Source organism: Bacillus sp. AMCV2, assembly GCF_056033925.1.
Map to the genome: position 1 here is coordinate 790,259 of NZ_JBVYIB010000002.1, position 18,033 is coordinate 808,291.

At 46.4% G+C, this 18,033-nt stretch carries 12 protein-coding genes and 1 pseudogene; 9 read left to right on the plus strand and 4 right to left on the minus strand.

Translation table 11 applies throughout. From position 1 onward, the window contains the following. Positions 1-27: 27 nt before the first annotated feature. Positions 28-1,098, minus strand: coding sequence for a DUF3900 domain-containing protein (locus AC0OMA_RS04155; protein WP_015383057.1), 1,071 nt, complete (start codon positions 1,096-1,098; stop codon positions 28-30). A gap of 149 nt (positions 1,099-1,247) precedes the next feature. Between AC0OMA_RS04155 and cypD the strand changes: the two are divergent. The 7 genes and pseudogenes from cypD to AC0OMA_RS04190 all read left to right on the plus strand — a co-directional run bounded on the left by cypD (position 1,248) and on the right by AC0OMA_RS04190 (position 11,854). Then, positions 1,248-4,434 (plus strand): annotated as a pseudogene (cypD, locus tag AC0OMA_RS04160) (bifunctional P-450/NADPH--P450 reductase). Between the two features lie 446 nt (positions 4,435-4,880). After that, entirely contained in the window at positions 4,881-6,800 is a 1,920-nt protein-coding gene (gene ltaS1, locus AC0OMA_RS04165; protein ID WP_474222421.1) for a lipoteichoic acid synthase LtaS1, read from the plus strand. Positions 6,801-7,036: 236 nt separating this feature from the next. Then, positions 7,037-7,801 (plus strand): glucose-1-phosphate cytidylyltransferase, encoded by a 765-nt coding sequence (locus AC0OMA_RS04170; protein WP_474221939.1) that lies wholly within the window; start codon positions 7,037-7,039, stop codon positions 7,799-7,801. A gap of 6 nt (positions 7,802-7,807) precedes the next feature. Next, on the plus strand, positions 7,808-8,776 hold the full coding sequence (locus AC0OMA_RS04175) for a GDP-mannose 4,6-dehydratase (protein WP_322840078.1): 969 nt from the start codon (positions 7,808-7,810) through the stop codon (positions 8,774-8,776). Positions 8,777-8,799: 23 nt separating this feature from the next. Next, positions 8,800-9,711, plus strand: coding sequence for a putative nucleotide-diphospho-sugar transferase (locus AC0OMA_RS04180; RefSeq protein ID WP_021481234.1), 912 nt, complete (start codon positions 8,800-8,802; stop codon positions 9,709-9,711). Between the two features lie 28 nt (positions 9,712-9,739). Beyond that, the gene (locus AC0OMA_RS04185; RefSeq protein ID WP_015383062.1) at positions 9,740-10,918 is read left to right on the plus strand and encodes a glycosyltransferase family 2 protein; all 1,179 of its coding nucleotides are present in this window, start codon (positions 9,740-9,742) and stop codon (positions 10,916-10,918) included. Then, positions 10,919-11,854 carry a hypothetical protein gene (locus AC0OMA_RS04190; protein ID WP_327844156.1) on the plus strand — a complete coding sequence of 312 codons (936 nt, stop codon included), beginning with the start codon at positions 10,919-10,921 and terminating at the stop codon, positions 11,852-11,854. It abuts the gene before it with no gap. A 29-nt stretch (positions 11,855-11,883) separates the two neighbouring features. Here AC0OMA_RS04190 and AC0OMA_RS04195 read toward each other — a convergent pair whose 3' ends face one another. The 3 genes from AC0OMA_RS04195 to AC0OMA_RS04205 form a co-directional block, all read right to left on the minus strand. Further along, positions 11,884-13,113: an MFS transporter gene (locus tag AC0OMA_RS04195; RefSeq protein WP_181218551.1), complete on the minus strand. Its 1,230-nt coding sequence runs from the start codon at positions 13,111-13,113 to the stop codon at positions 11,884-11,886. A 111-nt stretch (positions 13,114-13,224) separates the two neighbouring features. Next, the gene (locus AC0OMA_RS04200) at positions 13,225-13,932 is read right to left on the minus strand and encodes a YjjG family noncanonical pyrimidine nucleotidase (protein ID WP_015482938.1); all 708 of its coding nucleotides are present in this window, start codon (positions 13,930-13,932) and stop codon (positions 13,225-13,227) included. A gap of 91 nt (positions 13,933-14,023) precedes the next feature. Then, positions 14,024-15,409 carry an amino acid permease gene (locus AC0OMA_RS04205; RefSeq protein ID WP_003233771.1) on the minus strand — a complete coding sequence of 462 codons (1,386 nt, stop codon included), beginning with the start codon at positions 15,407-15,409 and terminating at the stop codon, positions 14,024-14,026. 249 nt (positions 15,410-15,658) lie between these two features. On the opposite strand from AC0OMA_RS04205, the gene yfmT reads away from it, so the two are divergent. Together yfmT and AC0OMA_RS04215 are read left to right on the plus strand one after the other, a co-directional pair. Continuing rightward, entirely contained in the window at positions 15,659-17,116 is a 1,458-nt protein-coding gene (gene yfmT / locus AC0OMA_RS04210) for a benzaldehyde dehydrogenase (RefSeq protein ID WP_015482939.1), read from the plus strand. A 469-nt stretch (positions 17,117-17,585) separates the two neighbouring features. After that, complete coding sequence (locus AC0OMA_RS04215; protein WP_369888597.1) at positions 17,586-17,990, plus strand: methyl-accepting chemotaxis protein; 405 nt, start codon at positions 17,586-17,588, stop codon at positions 17,988-17,990. Positions 17,991-18,033 lie beyond the last annotated feature (43 nt).

Sequence of the window (18,033 nt, forward strand, 5' to 3'; positions counted from 1 at the left end):
AAGTCCAGAAAGTGATTTCTGGACTTTTTAGTCTTGCTCTGTTTTATTCCTTATCCGCTCAATCACCTCATGCAATCCCTCAGGCTTATAAAACTCCACCGGTGAACTGCCTTTCTCAAACGAAATTGTCTCGGCTTCAATCAGCGCGACATAGCGTCCGTTTACTTTTGCGAGATGAATAGAATCGCCAAAATCCGCTAGCAATCCCCTAATCTCTGTTTCTCCGACTTTCATTTTCAGTTGGGCCTCTGGCGTGTGCTCTATGATTTGGGCGGAGGCTTCGATGACTTGATGGGTGTCGAGGCGCTCTTGGATTTCCCGTTTTTCGCTTGCTTCCCAAATCTCAATGTCGTGCTCGAACTGCTTGAGTTCTTCGCTGTTGTCTTCAAATGTCTCGTAGACGTGCTCCTGTACCATGTTCATGACCTGATTTTTCATGATTTCCGGCATCGATTCGCCGTACTCGACGAATTTCAGAAAGTCCTCAAAATAGCGGGCGTGTGAGGCCTGGTGGATTTTTAGCTCACCTTCCTCGACCATTCCTTCCTCTGGCATGTACGGGTATTGGATGCTTTTCATGTTTTTTGTCGTGATCGCCATTTCGACTTTTTTAATGAGAGAAGACGCATCAGAGATGCGGGCGACCTTCGGCTCAAAGTCACATTTCATAATGAAGACAAATGACTCGTCAAAGTATTTTCTCGGCACGGCCGAAGCGACGAGAAACACGCCGCCGCGAACCGCGCTTGTGTCAAGGTACGTGCGGACGAACTGCTCGCTCAGCTCATTGAAGTCTTCTTTTGTTTCCGCCAGACGCGCGCGGTTGAACATGTTGTAGTTTGGGTTGGAATCGAGCTCGTGGCCGGGTTCGACGATAAAATGGCCGATTTTCGTCGGGACCTGCTCGGACTGCGGATGGCGGTCTGCTTTCCGTTTGACGATTTTTTTCAGTTCCCCGTCGAGAAAGTCCTTTAGCTCGCTTTCTTCAAATTCGCCCGTATCAAGGGTCTGGAAGTGCTTGAACTGCTTGTTCGCCTGCTCATCTTTGCCTTCCACCTGTATGACATAAAAGGATAAAAACCGAATTTCAAAATCCATATATAAACTCACCTTATTCGCGTATTGTACAGCTTCTCAAGTATAGAAAAAACAGCAATCATGCGTCAATTGGGAGAACGGAATAATCATGACCATGAAAGGGAAATGTAGTCAAATAGAAGGCATCTCATACGGAAAGGAATGGTTCGATGAAGGAAACAAGCCCGATTCCTCAGCCGAAGACGTTTGGGCCGCTCGGCAATTTGCCTTTAATCGATAAAGACAAGCCGACGCTTTCGCTGATCAAACTGGCGGAAGAACAGGGCCCGATTTTTCAAATCCATACACCCGCGGGCACGACCATTGTAGTGTCCGGCCACGAATTGGTGAAAGAGGTTTGTGATGAAGAACGGTTTGATAAAAGCATTGAAGGCGCCTTGGAAAAGGTTCGCGCATTTTCCGGTGACGGATTGTTTACGAGCTGGACGCATGAGCCTAACTGGAGAAAAGCGCACAACATTCTGATGCCGACGTTCAGCCAACGGGCCATGAAGGACTATCATGAGAAAATGGTCGATATCGCTGTTCAGCTCATTCAAAAATGGGCAAGGCTCAATCCGAATGAAGCAGTCGATGTCCCGGGAGATATGACCCGGCTGACGCTCGACACCATTGGGCTATGCGGGTTTAACTACCGCTTTAACAGTTACTACAGAGAAACGCCCCACCCGTTTATCAACAGCATGGTGCGGGCGCTTGATGAAGCGATGCATCAAATGCAGCGGCTTGATGTTCAAGATAAGCTTATGGTCAGAACAAAGCGGCAATTCCGCCATGATATTCAAACGATGTTTTCGTTAGTCGACAGCATTATTGCAGAGCGCAGGGCGAATGGAGACCAGGATGAAAAAGATTTGCTCGCCCGCATGCTGAATGTGGAAGATCCGGAAACGGGTGAAAAGCTCGACGACGAAAATATCCGCTTTCAAATCATTACGTTTTTGATTGCCGGCCATGAAACAACGAGCGGCCTGCTTTCCTTTGCGACTTACTTTTTATTGAAGCATCCTGACAAACTGAAAAAGGCGTATGAAGAGGTCGATCGGGTGCTGACGGATGCAGCGCCGACCTATAAACAAGTGCTGGAGCTTAAATACATACGGATGATTTTAAATGAATCACTGCGCTTATGGCCGACAGCTCCGGCTTTCAGCCTTTATCCAAAAGAAGACACAGTCATTGGAGGAAAATTTCCGATCACGACGAATGACAGAATTTCTGTGCTGATTCCGCAGCTTCATCGTGATCGGGACGCTTGGGGAAAGGACGCCGAAGAATTCCGGCCGGAACGGTTCGAGCATCAGGACCAAGTGCCTCATCATGCGTACAAACCATTCGGAAATGGACAACGGGCCTGTATCGGCATGCAGTTTGCCCTTCATGAAGCCACACTTGTGTTAGGCATGATTCTAAAATATTTCACACTGATTGATCATGAGAATTATGAGCTTGATATCAAACAAACCTTAACACTTAAGCCGGGCGATTTTCACATCAGGGTTCAAAGCCGTAATCAGGAAGCCATTCATGCGGACGTCCAGGCAGCTGAAAAAGCCGCGTCTGATGAGCAAAAGGAGAAAACGGAAGCAAAGGGCGCATCGGTCATCGGTCTTAACAACCGCCCGCTTCTCTTACTGTACGGCTCTGATACCGGCACTGCAGAAGGCGTCGCCCGGGAGCTTGCTGATACTGCCAGTCTTCACGGCGTAAGGACAGAGACAGCACCTCTGAACGACCGAATTGGAAAGCTGCCGAAAGAGGGAGCGGTTGTCATTGTGACCTCGTCTTATAATGGAAAACCGCCAAGCAATGCCGGACAGTTCGTGCAGTGGCTTCAAGAAATCAAACCGGGTGAGCTTGAGGGCGTTCATTACGCGGTATTTGGCTGCGGCGACCACAACTGGGCGAACACGTATCAATACGTGCCGAGATTCATTGATGAGCAGCTTGCGGAAAAAGGTGCGACTCGGTTTTCTGCGCGCGGAGAAGGTGATGTCAGCGGTGATTTTGAAGGGCAGCTTGACGAGTGGAAAAAAAAGCATGTGGGCGGACGCCATTAAGGCATTCGGACTTGAGCTTAATGAAAACGCTGATAAGGAACGAAGCACGCTGAGCCTTCAGTTTGTCAGAGGGCTGGGCGAGTCTCCGCTGGCTAGATCATACGAAGCCTCTCACGCATCCATTGCCGAAAATCGTGAACTCCAGTCTGCAGACAGCGATCGAAGCACTCGCCATATCGAAATTGCATTGCCGCCGGATGTTGAATATCAAGAGGGCGACCATCTTGGCGTATTGCCAAAAAACAGCCAAACCAATGTCAGCCGGATTCTCCACAGATTCGGTCTGAAGGGAACCGACCAAGTGACATTGTCGGCAAGCGGCCGCAGTGCGGGGCATCTGCCATTGGGCCGTCCTGTCAGCCTGCATGATCTTCTCAGCTACAGCGTCGAGGTGCAGGAAGCAGCCACAAGAGCGCAAATACGTGAACTGGCGGCATTTACAGTGTGTCCGCCGCATAGGCGTGAATTAGAAGAACTGTCAGCAGAGGGTGTTTATCAGGAGCAAATATTGAAAAAACGAATTTCCATGCTGGATCTGCTTGAAAAGTATGAAGCGTGTGACATGCCGTTTGAACGATTTTTAGAGCTTTTACGGCCGTTAAAACCGAGATATTATTCGATTTCAAGCTCTCCAAGAGTGAATCCACGGCAAGCATCAATCACAGTCGGTGTCGTGCGCGGCCCTGCGTGGAGCGGCCGTGGCGAATACAGGGGCGTGGCTTCAAATGATTTAGCTGAGCGTAAAGCCGGTGATGATGTCGTGATGTTTATCCGCACACCGGAATCCCGGTTTCAGCTTCCAGAAGACCCTGAAACTCCAATCATTATGGTCGGACCAGGCACAGGAGTAGCGCCATTCCGCGGTTTCCTTCAAGCCCGTGAAGTTTTAAAGCGGGAGGGGAAAACGCTCGGTGAAGCTCATCTCTATTTTGGATGCAGGAACGATCGTGATTTTATATACCGCGATGAGCTTGAGCAGTTTGAAAAAGACGGAATCGTCACTGTCCACACAGCCTTTTCCCGCAAAGAAGGCATACCGAAAACGTATGTCCAGCATCTAATGGCTGACCATGCAGAAACATTAATATCGATCCTTGACCGCGGAGGCAGGCTTTATGTATGCGGTGATGGCAGCAAAATGGCCCCGGATGTGGAGGCGGCCCTGCAAAAGGCGTATCAGTCTGTCCATGGCACCGGGGAGCAAGAAGCGCAAAACTGGCTGAGACATCTGCAGGATACCGGTATGTACACCAAAGATGTCTGGGCAGGGATATAGATAAAGAAGACTGGAGACATCCAGTCTTTTTTGTCCTTTCGAAAAAATGGTGATCGCGCTAAACATTGATGCATACAATAACTTCAGTCCGCCGGAAGGGCGGGCTGTCTGCAAAACCTATTTTTCGTTTTTACTAGTTTATGTTATTCTTATACTCGGTATCTATTTCTTTTTTCAAAGGCACACATGACAAAAGAAATCCTTTTTTTATTTCCGAGAAAAAAATGTGAAACGAAATGAAGGTTTCTTTCGTCCAGTGATTGGTTTCCAAATGGTTGTAATAAAAATGATATGGTGCGAAACATAAATATTCCGGCTTGCCGCGGTGTATTTCTTGTTGTGTGATGCCTTGATTTTGTTTGGAAAGAAGGAATTGGAAGGCAGGATATAAAGAGCAGGTAAATATGAATGAAGAACTTAAAGTGTTTAAGAAAGTAGAGGTTGCCATGAAGAAACTTTTTTCTTACAAACTTAGCTTTTTTGTGCTGGCTGTTATACTGTTTTGGGCAAAAACGTATTTATCCTACAAGACTGAGTTTAATCTTGGGGTAAAAGGCACAACTCAGGAGATCCTCCTGATATTTAACCCATTCTCAAGCGCCGTCTTCTTTTTAGGACTGGCTTTGCTGGCGAAAGGGCGTAAATCAGCCATTATTATGCTGATTATCGATTTCTTGATGACATTTGTGTTATATGCAAATATTTTATTCTATCGTTTCTTTGACGATTTCTTGACGTTCCCGAACATTAAACAGTCCGGAAACGTTGGAAACATGGGAGACGGGATTTTCAGTATCATGGCCGGTCATGATATTTTCTATTTCTTAGATATTATCATTTTGATTGCGGTATTGATCTGGAGACCTGAATTAAAAGAATACAAAATGAAAAAACGCTTTGCGTCTTTAGTGATCCTTTCTGGGATCGCACTGTTTTTCATCAACCTGCACTATGCGGAAAAAGACCGTCCGCAGCTGCTGACAAGAACGTTTGACCGCAATTATATCGTGAAGTATTTAGGTCTTTACAACTACACCATTTATGACGGTGTGCAGACGGCTCAAACAGAAACGCAACGGGCCTATGCAAGCAGCGATGATTTAACAAGCGTCGAGAATTACACGACGTCTCATTATGCGAAACCGAACGCCGAGTACTTCGGCTCTGCCAAAGGCAAAAATATCATTAAAATTCACCTCGAAAGCTTCCAGTCATTCCTGATTGACTACAAGCTAAACGGTGAAGAGGTGACGCCTTTCTTAAATAAACTTGCGCACGGCGGGGAAGATGTGACGTATTTTGATAACTTCTTCCATCAGACAGGCCAGGGAAAAACATCTGATGCCGAGCTGACAATGGATAACTCGATCTTCGGTCTTCCTGAAGGCTCCGCGTTTGTGACGAAAGGCGAAAACACTTACCAGTCGCTTCCTGCGATTTTAGACCAGAAGGAAGGCTATACAAGCGCCGTCCTGCATGGTGATTACAAATCGTTCTGGAACCGTGACCAGATTTACAAACATATCGGATATGACAAGTTCTTCGACGCAAGCACGTATGATATGTCAGATGAAAATGTGATTAACATGGGACTTAAGGATAAGCCGTTCTTTACAGAATCGATTCCAAAGCTTGAGTCTCTTAAACAGCCGTTTTACGCGCATTTGATTACTTTGACAAACCATTATCCGTTTAACCTGGATGAAAAAGACGCGTCTCTTAAAAAAGCGACAACTGGCGATAACACAGTTGACAGCTACTTCCAAACAGCGCGTTACCTTGACGAAGCGCTTGAGCAATTCTTCAAGGAGCTGAAGGAAGCCGGCCTGTATGACAACTCAGTCATCATGATTTACGGTGACCATAACGGTATTTCTGAAAACCATAACCGAGCGATGAAAGAGATTCTTGGAAAAGAGATCACAGATTATCAAAACGCACAGAACCAGCGTGTGCCGCTGATGATCCGCGTTCCTGGCAAAAAAGGCGGAGTGAACCATACGTATGGCGGCGAAATTGACGTCATGCCGACACTTCTGCACTTAGAAGGAATTGATTCTCAGAAATACATCAACTTTGGTACTGACTTATTCTCTAAAGACCACGACGATACAGTGGCATTCAGAAACGGAGACTTCATAACGCCGAAGTACACATCAGTCGACAATGTCATTTATGATACGAAGACTGGTGAAAAACTGAAAGCGAATGAAGAAACGAAGAATCTGAAAACAAGAGTGAACCAGCAGCTGAGCCTTTCAGACAGTGTCCTGTACAAAGACTTGCTGAGGTTCCATAAACTAAATGATTTCAAAGCCGTTGATCCGTCAGACTATCATTACGGCAAGGAGAAAGAAATCAAATAAGATGAAAAAGAGCCTTGAGCGGGCGCATTGCCTTCGCTCAAGGCTCTTTTTTTTGGTTATACAACCAACTTCAAAAAATAGATTCCATTTGGTCACCAAGGCCGTCTTTCTCTCATATCATTACAGTAGATTTTGAAACCGGATTGAAATCGGACAAATTATCGGGGAAATGCCTTGATAGATTGTGAAGATGTACCAGGTTTCGAACTCAATATTCATAGAGATGAGGGGTAGAGATGAAAGCGGTCATTCTCTGCGGCGGAAAAGGAACGAGAATGAGTGAAGTCACGAATGACATTCCTAAACCGCTCGCCATGATAGGCGGCAAACCGATTCTATGGCATATTATGAAAATTTATCAGTACTACGGAGTAAACGAGTTTATTCTGCTGTTGGGCTATAAAGGCGAAAAAATCAAGGAATACTTTCTCGACTATGAATGGAAGCACAACAGCCTGACACTCGACAGCTCTACGGGAGAGGTACAGATCCTGGGGCAGCCTGAAACGTGGAAAATTACGTTTTTGGAGACTGGGGAAGATACGCTGACAGCCGGAAGAATCTTGCAGGCGAAAGACTATATCGGTGATGAAACATTTCTGCTCACCTATGGGGACGGGCTGGCCAATATCAATCTTTTCCATCTCATCAGCTATCATCAGACAAAAGGTGCTGCCGCGACTGTCACCGGCATTGACAAAGTCTCGCAGTTTGGCACCTTGACGGTTGAGGACGGCATGGCGAAAACATTTTCTGAGAAGACATCAAATGACGGAATCATCAACGGCGGATTCTTCGTTCTCAGTCCAAAGGTTTTCGAGTATTTGCCGAAGGACGGGAACGCGATGTTCGAAGATGAACCGCTGAAGAACCTTGCCAAAGACGGGGAGCTTGCTGTGTACCGCCATTATGGATTTTGGACGGCCATCGATACGTATAAAAATCTCTTAGAAGTCAACAAAATGTGGAATCAAGGACAACAAGTATGGAAGGTATGGTGAATCGATTTGAGTTTCTGGAAAAATAAAAACGTATTTGTCACGGGATGCACAGGTCTTTTAGGAAGCTATTTGGTGAAAGAGCTGATCGATCAGGGCGCAAATGTTACGGGGCTTGTCAGGGATCATGTGCCTCAATCCAATCTTTATCAGGGAGAACATATCAAGAAAATGAACATCGTGCGGGGCTCTCTTGAGGACTTGGCTGTGATTGAACGAGTGCTTGGCGAGTATGAGATCGACACTGTCTTTCATCTCGCTGCACAAGCGATTGTCGGCGTAGCAAACCGCAACCCGATTTCTACCTTTGAAGCGAATATCCTCGGCACATGGAATATTCTCGAAGCCTGCCGCAAGCATCCGTTAATTAAGCGGGTCATTGTCGCTTCAAGTGATAAAGCTTACGGCGATCAAGAAAACCTTCCATACGATGAAAACATGCCGCTGCAAGGCAAGCACCCGTACGACGTCTCAAAAAGCTGCGCAGATCTGATCAGCCACACCTATTTTCACACGTACGGGCTTCCGGTCTGCATTACGCGCTGCGGAAACTTATACGGCGGCGGAGATTTGAACTTCAATCGCATCATTCCTCAGACGATTCAGCTTGTGCTGAACGGGGAAGCGCCGGAAATCCGAAGCGACGGCACATTTGTACGGGACTATTTCTATATTGAAGACGCCGTTCAGGCTTATCTGCTTCTTGCAGAAAAAATGGAAGAAAACAATCTTGCCGGAGAGGCCTTTAACTTCAGCAATGAGATCCAGCTGACCGTACTTGAACTGGTAGAGAAAATATTAAAGAAAATGAACAGTAATCTGAAACCTAAGGTGCTGAATCAGGGAAGCAATGAAATCAAACATCAATATTTATCCGCGGAAAAAGCAAGAAAGCTGCTGAATTGGACACCGGCCTACACCATTGATGAGGGACTTGAAAAAACGATTGAGTGGTATACGGAATTCTTCAAAAAGTAATGTGAAACGAGGTGAACAAGACTGTGACCAGCGCGTATTGCACCGTTTTATCAAAAGGAAGATTATATCAGGCAGTCGCTTTGTTTAAGTCGTTAGAGCTAGTTGATCAAGACAGTCCCATTTTTATACTTTGCATGGATGAAGATACGCACCGCGTGTTACAGAAGCTGAAGATGAAGCAGCTGAACCTTGTGCCGGTGGCCGCTCTTGAAAATGAATTGCTATTGAAGCTGAAGGAAACTAGAGATCAAAGTGAGTATTGCTGGACGATGAAGCCGATCTTTCTGCAAGCTGTGCTGAATAGCAATCCCGGGCTGGAGCGTGTGACGTATATTGACGGGGATCTCTTTTTCTATGCAGATCCATCGCCGATTTTTGAAAACCAGCCGGACTGCTCGGTGCTGCTTTCACGGGGGGATATTGTAATCCCTTCTTTTGAGAAAGAGCAGATTGACATGCTGCAGCGTCTTTTAGGCAGATATAATTCCGGATTTATCAGCTTCAAGCATGATGATGCAGGCACGGATTGCTTGGAGTGGTGGAAGGAACGCTGTCTTGAGGAATGCAAAAATGCACCGGGTGAAGGGAAATTCGGTGATCAAGGCTATTTGGATTATATGTCTGAGCTGTTTCCGAATGTGTGTGACATTACGACACCCGGCGTGAACATCGGCCATTGGAATTATGGGCAGCATACGTTTTCCTGGAAAGATGGCCGGATCGTGCTGGAGGATGGCAGTCCGCTGATCTTTTATCATTTCAGTGGATACCGAATCGTCAGCATCAATGAAATCAAACAGATTCATGAAACAACCCGCACAGATCTGCCGTTTGTGCATGAACTGTATCAAGAGACACTGCCGCATATCATTCAGCACATGAAAACGTTAGACCCTGAATTTAACGGTTTTGCTTCAAAAGATGACAACAAATAAATGAGTAAATACAGGAAGTGAAAATGAAGTGAAAGCAAGCGTTATTATTCCTGCATATAATTCAAAGGAGCGCCTTTACAACAGCCTTCTGTCATTAAACCAGCAGGAGTGCGATGAAGAATTCGAAGTCATTGTAGCGGACAATGGCTCTGAGGACGGGACGCTCTCGATGCTTGAGTCATTTCAAGCGGATTTTCCGCTGATCTTTACACGGATTAAAGAAAACAGGGGCATTGCGTACGGACGAAATCAGGCGCTTCGCAATGCCAGAGGAGACATCCTGATTTTCCATGACAGCGATATGCTTGCGGCAAAGGACCTTGTGGCAAAACATATTAAAGCCCATGAGAACGAAGAGAATCTCGTCGTGTGCGGGTTGTTTTGGAAACGGATCTACAGTTTTTATTATGAACGGTTTGAAGAAGAACATAAGGAACAGCTCGCAAAGCTCACAGATGAAATGCCGAAGAAAGACAAACAAAAGCTGCTGGAGGAAGCGGACATCAAAAACGGAAGCTTTCTTGATAAAAGCTTTGACCTCGATACCGACTTTATAGACGTGCTCAAGAAGATTTTAGATGAGTACGGCGATGACTTGAAAGGCTATCATATGCCATGGCGCTTTTTTATCACGAATAATTCCTCTGTGAAACGCAAGCATGTGGTTGACCTCGGTTTATTTGACGAAGGCATTGTACGGTACGGGTTTGAGGATTATGACCTCGGGATCAGGCTTCATCAGGCCGGATTGACCTTCAGGCTTCGTCGCGATATTGTCAGTGTTCATCAGGAACATCCAAGCAATTGTAAGTCTGTAGACGATATTCGGGCAAACATTGCCTATATGTGCGATAAATACAATAACATCCGCTCCTTAGACGTTCATCTCGCATTTAATGGGCCGTTCCCGCCTGACATGACGAACAGAATCATGGCTGATATTCAAAAGCTGCTGGAATCACAGAAATATGATATGCTGCTGAATCTGTTTCTTGAGCTTCTACATGTTGTTAAAGAGCGCAACATTGATCCGGATTGGAGAAAGAAATCCCCAAGGGTGACGGCGAAAAGCTTTGATTTACAAACTGTCCGCAAGCTTCTGCCGAAAGCGAAGAAAAAGCTAGGCGTGAACGATTTTGCCAACGCACTGTATGCGCTTGTCAACGATTTGCTGCACGTGGATCTTAGATCATTGGATGTGGTATAAGTGAGTACATTTCATTTTTCAACGATAGTGTCAAGGACACATATCTTTAAGCTCATGCCTATGATTCATTCTCTCCATGAGCATTGCGATGATTTTCATTTATATGTGCTGTGTGTCGACCGGAAAGCGTATGAATTGCTTCAGCACGTTCCATGGGAGCATGTAACCTTTGTGCAGCTGCATGAAATGGAAGACCCGGAGCTGCTGAAAGCGAAAAGCAACAGAACGTTTCATGAATATTGCTGGACGTTAAAGCCCGCCTTTTTGTTTCATGTGATGAGCAAGTGGGATGACGCTGAATACTTTGCCCATATGGATACGGATCTATTTTTCTTTTCTGATCCGGCACGTATTTTTGCAGAAAATCCAACGGCGTCTCTGTATTTGACTGATCATCGTAATTCGCCGCGCTTCATGTCCTACTACGACCGAACCGGACGCTTTAATACAGGCTTTGTCGGTGCCGGTAATACAAAGGAAGCATATGAAGCGGTGTGGCAGTGGAGACAGGACTGTATTGAATTTTGCACGGTCGAAATGGATACGGAACGAAAGACATATGGTGATCAAAGATATGTGGAGAAATGGCCGGCGCAGTTTAAAGGTGTTCATGTTGTCAAATCAATAGGAGCCAATACAGCGCTTTGGAATATCGAAAACTATAAGGTCGGGCAAAAGGACGGCCGCGTGTATATAGATGAAACGCCGCTGATTTTCTATCATTTCTCTGGGTTTACGCTGGTGACAGAAAAAGAGTTTAATCTTTGCTGGTACTACCGGATTGAAGACGAAGCGACAATTGAGATGATTTATATGCCGTATATATTAAATCTGAAAAGATGGATTGATGAAATACAGTCGGCGTTTCCGGACTTTGCGGATGGCTTTATCCCGAAGCACGCAGTGCCTGACACTCATTTTATCCAGCTGGATTAAAAAACCCCTGCCGCCTGGCAGGGGTTTTTTCAGCTATGCCATTCTCTCAGCTTCTGGTCACTCGGCAATAGGAAGGCAAGGATGCCGAGGACAGGGAGAAAGGCAATGGCGATCATCGTCGGCGTCAGTCCCGCTGCATCAATCAGAGCGCCCAGCGCCACAGCGCCGATTGCGCCCATCCCGAAGGCAAGCCCGACGGTTAAACCGGACATTGTGCCAATTTTTCCAGGAACTAGCTCCTGTGCATAGACGACCGTTACGGAAAAGCTCGACATCAGAACCACGCCAATCAATGCGAGCACGCCATAGGCGAGAACCGGGCCGGCAAATGGCAGCAAAATCGCCAGCGGCGCCGAGCATAACAGCGAACCGACGATCACGAAGCGTTTTCCAAAACGGTCTGCAAGCGGGCCGCCGAGAAACGTGCCGATCGCGCCAAACAGCAAGAAGACAAAAATATAGCTTTGTGCCTGCTGAATGCTTACGTGATAGGTATCCATCGCGTAAAACGTGTAAAAGTTACCGATCGCACTCGTATACCAAGAACGAGCAAAAATGAGAAATATAATAATAATAAGAGCAGATACAACAGATTTGGTGATGGCCGTGTTTTCAGCCGTTTTCTTTTGCTTGCCTGATTTCTGGGCAAGGCTGCCGAGACGTGAGGCGTACCATTTCGCGATATACATGAGAAACATAACAGCAAGCGCGGCGACAAGCGTGAACCAAACAGCGCCGAATTGCCCGAGCGGCACAAGGATCAGCGCGGTGATCAGCGGGGCCATCGCCTGGCCTGAGTTTCCGCCCACCTGATAAATCGACTGGGCGAGCCCGCGTTTTGTGCCGGCGGCCATATACGCCACACGGGAGCCCTCCGGATGGAAAATGGCCGAGCCTAATCCAATGAAAAACACACAGCATAGGATCGTTATGAATGACGGGGCAAATGCAAGGCCCAAAATGCCAAGCATGCTGGCGGTCAAACCGACTGGCAGCGCATACGGCCGCGGCCGTTTATCGGTATACCAGCCGACAACAGGCTGCATGACGGATGACACCATGTTTAATGTGAAAGCGATGATGCCAAGCTGTGTAAACGTCAGGCTCATGGAGCGTTCCAAAATAGGGAACATGGCCGGAATCACAGCTTGAAGCGAATCGTTGAGCATATGGCAAATTCCGATAATAATCAAAATCGGATACACCGTGGTGCCTGGTTTTTGAATTGTTTTTTCTTTTACCGGGGCGGCGATAGCCAATTGAGTCTCCTCCTTACATATATAACCAAAGCATACCACCATATTATTCATAAGGTGAAGAATTTATCAAGAGGAAAAAAGACTCTTATAAAAGAAATACCGTCAGCCTGATTAGCAGCTGACGGTATTTTCGATATTCAAAATGTGATATAGCTCTTCAAGCTTACGAATCTCATAGGTTGGTATGATCTCTGGCACATTCGGCTTCATGTCAGGGTTCATCCAGCAAGTATCAAGCCCGGCGAGCTGTCCGCCTTTGATATCAGCAGTTAGTGAATCCCCGATGATTAATGTGTGCTCTGCTGAAAATTGAGGAATCCGTTCAAACACGTAATCGAAATATTCCTTCATCGGCTTTTGGAAGCCTGTGTCTTCAGAAACGAAAATGTCCTTGAAGAATGGAAATAATCCTGAATCACGGAGACGCTTATATTGTGTGTGAGACACGCCGTTTGTCACGATGTACAAATCAAACTGTTGCTGCAGATTTGAGATGAGATCAAATGCACCGTCAATAAGCTGATGTCCTTCTTCAAGAAAGCGGCGGTATTTTTGCTCAAGCAAAGCGCCGTCCGCCTCGTAACCGTACTCCTTGAGCAAAGCGGAGAAACGTGTGTTTACGACTTCATCCCGTGTCATCTTACCTTCTTCAAAGGCTCTCCAGAGACCTTGATTGATGGTTTTATACTGCGCCTTCATGTCATTTGTTAAAGGAATGTTCTGATCTTCAAACAGCAAACGCAGGGCTAAAGCTTCTGCCGCTTGAAAATCAAGGATGGTATCATCTACATCAAATAATAAAGTGCGGTATTGTTTCATCTGTGTGTCTCCCTTTCTCATGCGTACTCAAAGTATAGCACATAAAAAAAGGAAAAAGCCGGCGGGTGAGGCACCGCCGGCTAAAAAGAGATTATTTGTTTAATAAGCTGTGTTTTCTCGAATATAGGAAATAAACCAGCGTTCCGACAGCGATCCAGATGACAAATGAAAGCCATGTGACGCCGGGAAGGCTGTACATGAACCAAAGGCAGATGCCTGCGCTGATAATCGGCACAACCGGAACGAACGGCACTCTGAAGGACGCTTTGATTTCAGGATGTTTCTTTCTTAGCACAATGACAGCAATAGATATGACCGTAAACGCGGCAAGTGTTCCCATGTTCACCAGGTGGGCCAGCGTTCCGAGGTTAATAAAGCCGGCGATTCCCGCTGCAACGATCCCTGTCAGCCACGTGTTGCGGAACGGGGTTTTAAATGACGGATGAACCTTTGCGAACAATCCAGGCAGAAGGCCGTCTCTGCTCATGGCAAATGTCAAACGAACCTGAGCGTACAGCAAAGCGAGCATCACCGTCGTAATCCCGATAATCGCACCGACAGAAATAATTCCGGCAACAGCGTCCTGTCCGACAAATTTCAGCGCAAAGGATACAGGATCTCCGACATTCAATTTGGCATAAGGCATCATGCCTGTCAGCACAAGCGATACCGCGATGTACAGAACCGTACAGACGGCTAGAGCTGAAATAATGCCGACGGGCATGTTTTTTTGCGGATTTTTTACTTCCTCTGAGGCGTTAGAAACCGCGTCAAACCCAAGATACGCGAAGAATACAGTGGCAGCGCTAAGAATGACGCCTTTCATCCCGAATGGCATAAAAGGAGACCAGTTGTCCGGTTTCACATAGCCGATACCGACAATAATGAACAATAAAATGATCGCGATTTTCATCAGTACGATGACGTTGTTAAAGCGTGTGCTTTCCTTGACGCCTCTGCTGACAATCGCAGTGATGAGGAGAATGATCACCGCAGCCGGAAGATTAAATACGGCGCCCGCCGTGCTTCCCGGCGCTCCTGTCAGTGCAGCCGGAATATGAAGATTGAAGCCGGCAAGCAGTGATTGAAAGTATGAAGACCAGCCGGTGGCAACCGCTGACAGTGCAATGACATATTCAAGCATGAGATCCCATCCGATCAAAAAGGCGAGCAGCTCTCCAAGTGTCACGTATGAGTATGAGTACACGCTTCCCGAAATCGGAATGGAAGACGAAAACTCAGCATAACAGAAAGCAGCCAGCGCACAGGCGAGCCCCGCTAAAATAAACGATATGATGAGGGCGGGACCTGCACCGGTCGCTGCCACTGTTCCTGTAATGACAAAAATCCCTGTACCGATGACACAACCGATACCGAGCAAGGTTAAATCAAATGCGCTTAACGTACGGGCAAGGCTTTTTGACTTGCTCTGCGCACTCAATGTTTCAAGCGGTTTTTTTCTAAATAATGAACTCATCAAAAGTTCCTCCTGAAAATATTCAAAATATTCTAATCATTATATACAGTTCTTGTTGTATTATATTGTCGAAATTTGACGCAGTCAATAAAATATTTTTCTGCTTTAAATGATAGAAGCGAAACAGCGTTGTCGTATCATAGGATAGTAATTTTTACTAATCGTATATTCAATTTTATGCAAGATGAACCGATAGAAAAAATAGATTCGCCCATATTTTGATTTGCGGTTATAAAGGAGATGCTGACCATGTTTCAATATGAAGAGTTGAATAAACAGTTTATCGGCGGGAAATGGCAGGAGGGCAGCAGCCCAAATGTATTGGAAAACAAAAATCCTTATACTCAAAAAACATTCACAACATTCCGTAAAGCGACTGCTGACGATGTAGATGAAGCGTATCGGGCAGCGGCGCTGGCAAAGAAAAAATGGGATGCGGTCAACCCGTTTGAGAAAAGAACCATTTTAGAAAAAGCCGTCACGTATATTGAAGAAAATGAAGAAGCCATTATTTATTTGATTATGGAGGAGCTAGGCGGTACAAGGCTCAAAGCGGCTTTTGAAATCGGACTTGTCAAAAACATCATGAAAGAAGCGGCAACGTTCCCAATCCGCATGGAGGGGAAAATTCTTCCGTCCACAATAGATGGCAAGGAAAACAGATTATATCGCGTGCCGGCAGGCGTTGTCGGTGTCATCAGTCCGTTTAACTTCCCATTCTTTTTATCTATGAAATCAGTGGCGCCTGCACTCGGAGCCGGCAATGGCGTTGTGCTAAAGCCGCATGAGGAAACGCCGATTTGCGGCGGAACGCTGATTGCGAAAATTTTTGAGAACGCGGGAATTCCAGAGGGACTGCTGAATGTTGTTGTCACAGACATTGCTGAAATCGGCGACAGCTTCGTTGAGCATCCAGTGCCGCGGATCATCTCATTTACCGGTTCTACGAAAGTCGGCAGCTACATCGGACAGCTTGCGATGAAGCATTTTAAAAAGCCGCTTCTTGAGCTTGGCGGGAACAGCGCCTTCATCGTACTTGAGGATGCAGATATAGAATATGCGGTCAATGCGGCGGTGTTCAGCCGATTTACACATCAAGGACAGATTTGCATGTCAGCCAACCGCGTGCTTGTTCATTCTTCTATTTATGACAAGTTCCTTGAGCTGTACCAGGCAAAAGTGGAATCGCTGAAAGTCGGCGACCCAATGGATCCTGATACGATTATCGGGCCATTAATCAACAGCAGACAGACGGACGGGCTGATGAAGACTGTTGAGCAAGCAATTGAAGAAGGCGCTGTACCAGTGAAGCTTGGCGGATTTAATGGGACGATCGTGGAACCGACGATCTTAAAAGACGTCAAACCGTTCATGAGCATTGCCAAGGAAGAGCTGTTCGGACCAGTCGTCTCCTTTATGAAGTTTGATTCAGAAGACGAAGCGGTGGATATCGCAAACGAAACCCCGTTTGGCTTGAGCGGTGCCGTTCATACGTCAAATCTTGAGCGCGGCGTGGCTTTTGCGAAACGCATTGAAACAGGCATGATTCACGTCAATGACACGACCATCAATGATGAACCGAATGTAGCCTTCGGCGGTGAAAAGCAATCAGGCCTCGGCCGTTTAAACGGTGAGTGGAGCCTCGAAGAATTTACAACGCTGAAATGGATCTCGGTCCAGCACGAAAAACGCAGCTTCCCTTATTAATGAAAAGGAGTGAATGGAATTGACCATAAATACGGAAAAAGAAACCGCAGATATTCTGGACGCATTTATCAAAGTAGCCCCTTATTTAAACAGCCTGGTTCAGGATGATATTACAATCGGCATTTATGATACGGAAAAACTGCTCGTGAATATACCGGCCAAAACCTTTTCGCTGAACGTAAAAGCCGGCGATCCGCTGCAGGAAGGGGATATCATCACAGATGCCATCCGCAGCAATCAGAAGAAGACGAGCATGGTTCCGAAAGAATTGTTCGGCTTCCCATTGATCGCGCGTGCCATCCCGCTGCACGACGAGAATGGAAGAGTCATTGGAGGCGTCGGCCTCGGAACGAGCCTTGAGGAGTCGTCAAAGCTGCATGATGTGGCGGAAAGCTTATCAGCTGTCGTTGAACAAACAGCCGCGGCTATTTCCGACATTTCTGAATCAATTAACGGGTTTTCAACTCAAATGTCGGGCATTTCCTCTCAGGCGAAAAAAGTAAGCGAAAGCGCCGGTGAAATCGCCGATATTTCAGTAACTGTTAAAGGCATCTCTGACCAAAGCAATCTGCTCGGCTTGAATGCTGCGATCGAAGCGGCAAGAGCAGGGGAGTCCGGAAAAGGATTCTCTGTCGTCGCAGATGAGATCAGAAAGCTAGCGACGCATTCAAAAGAAAATGTCGGCCAAATTGACCAGATTACGAAAAAAATCCACAGCCTGCTGAAAGGGCTGGAGGAATCCATTGAGTCGATTAATCAGCATACAGACGGACAAGCCGCTGCCGTTGAACAAATTTCCGCCACGATGCAGGAGATTTCAGGAAGCGCGCAGCATCTTGCAAAAATGGCTGAAAAAGCGCTTGAAGAAGAGTAAAAGACCGGGGACAAATGTCCCCGGTCTTTTTCTATCCTGCATT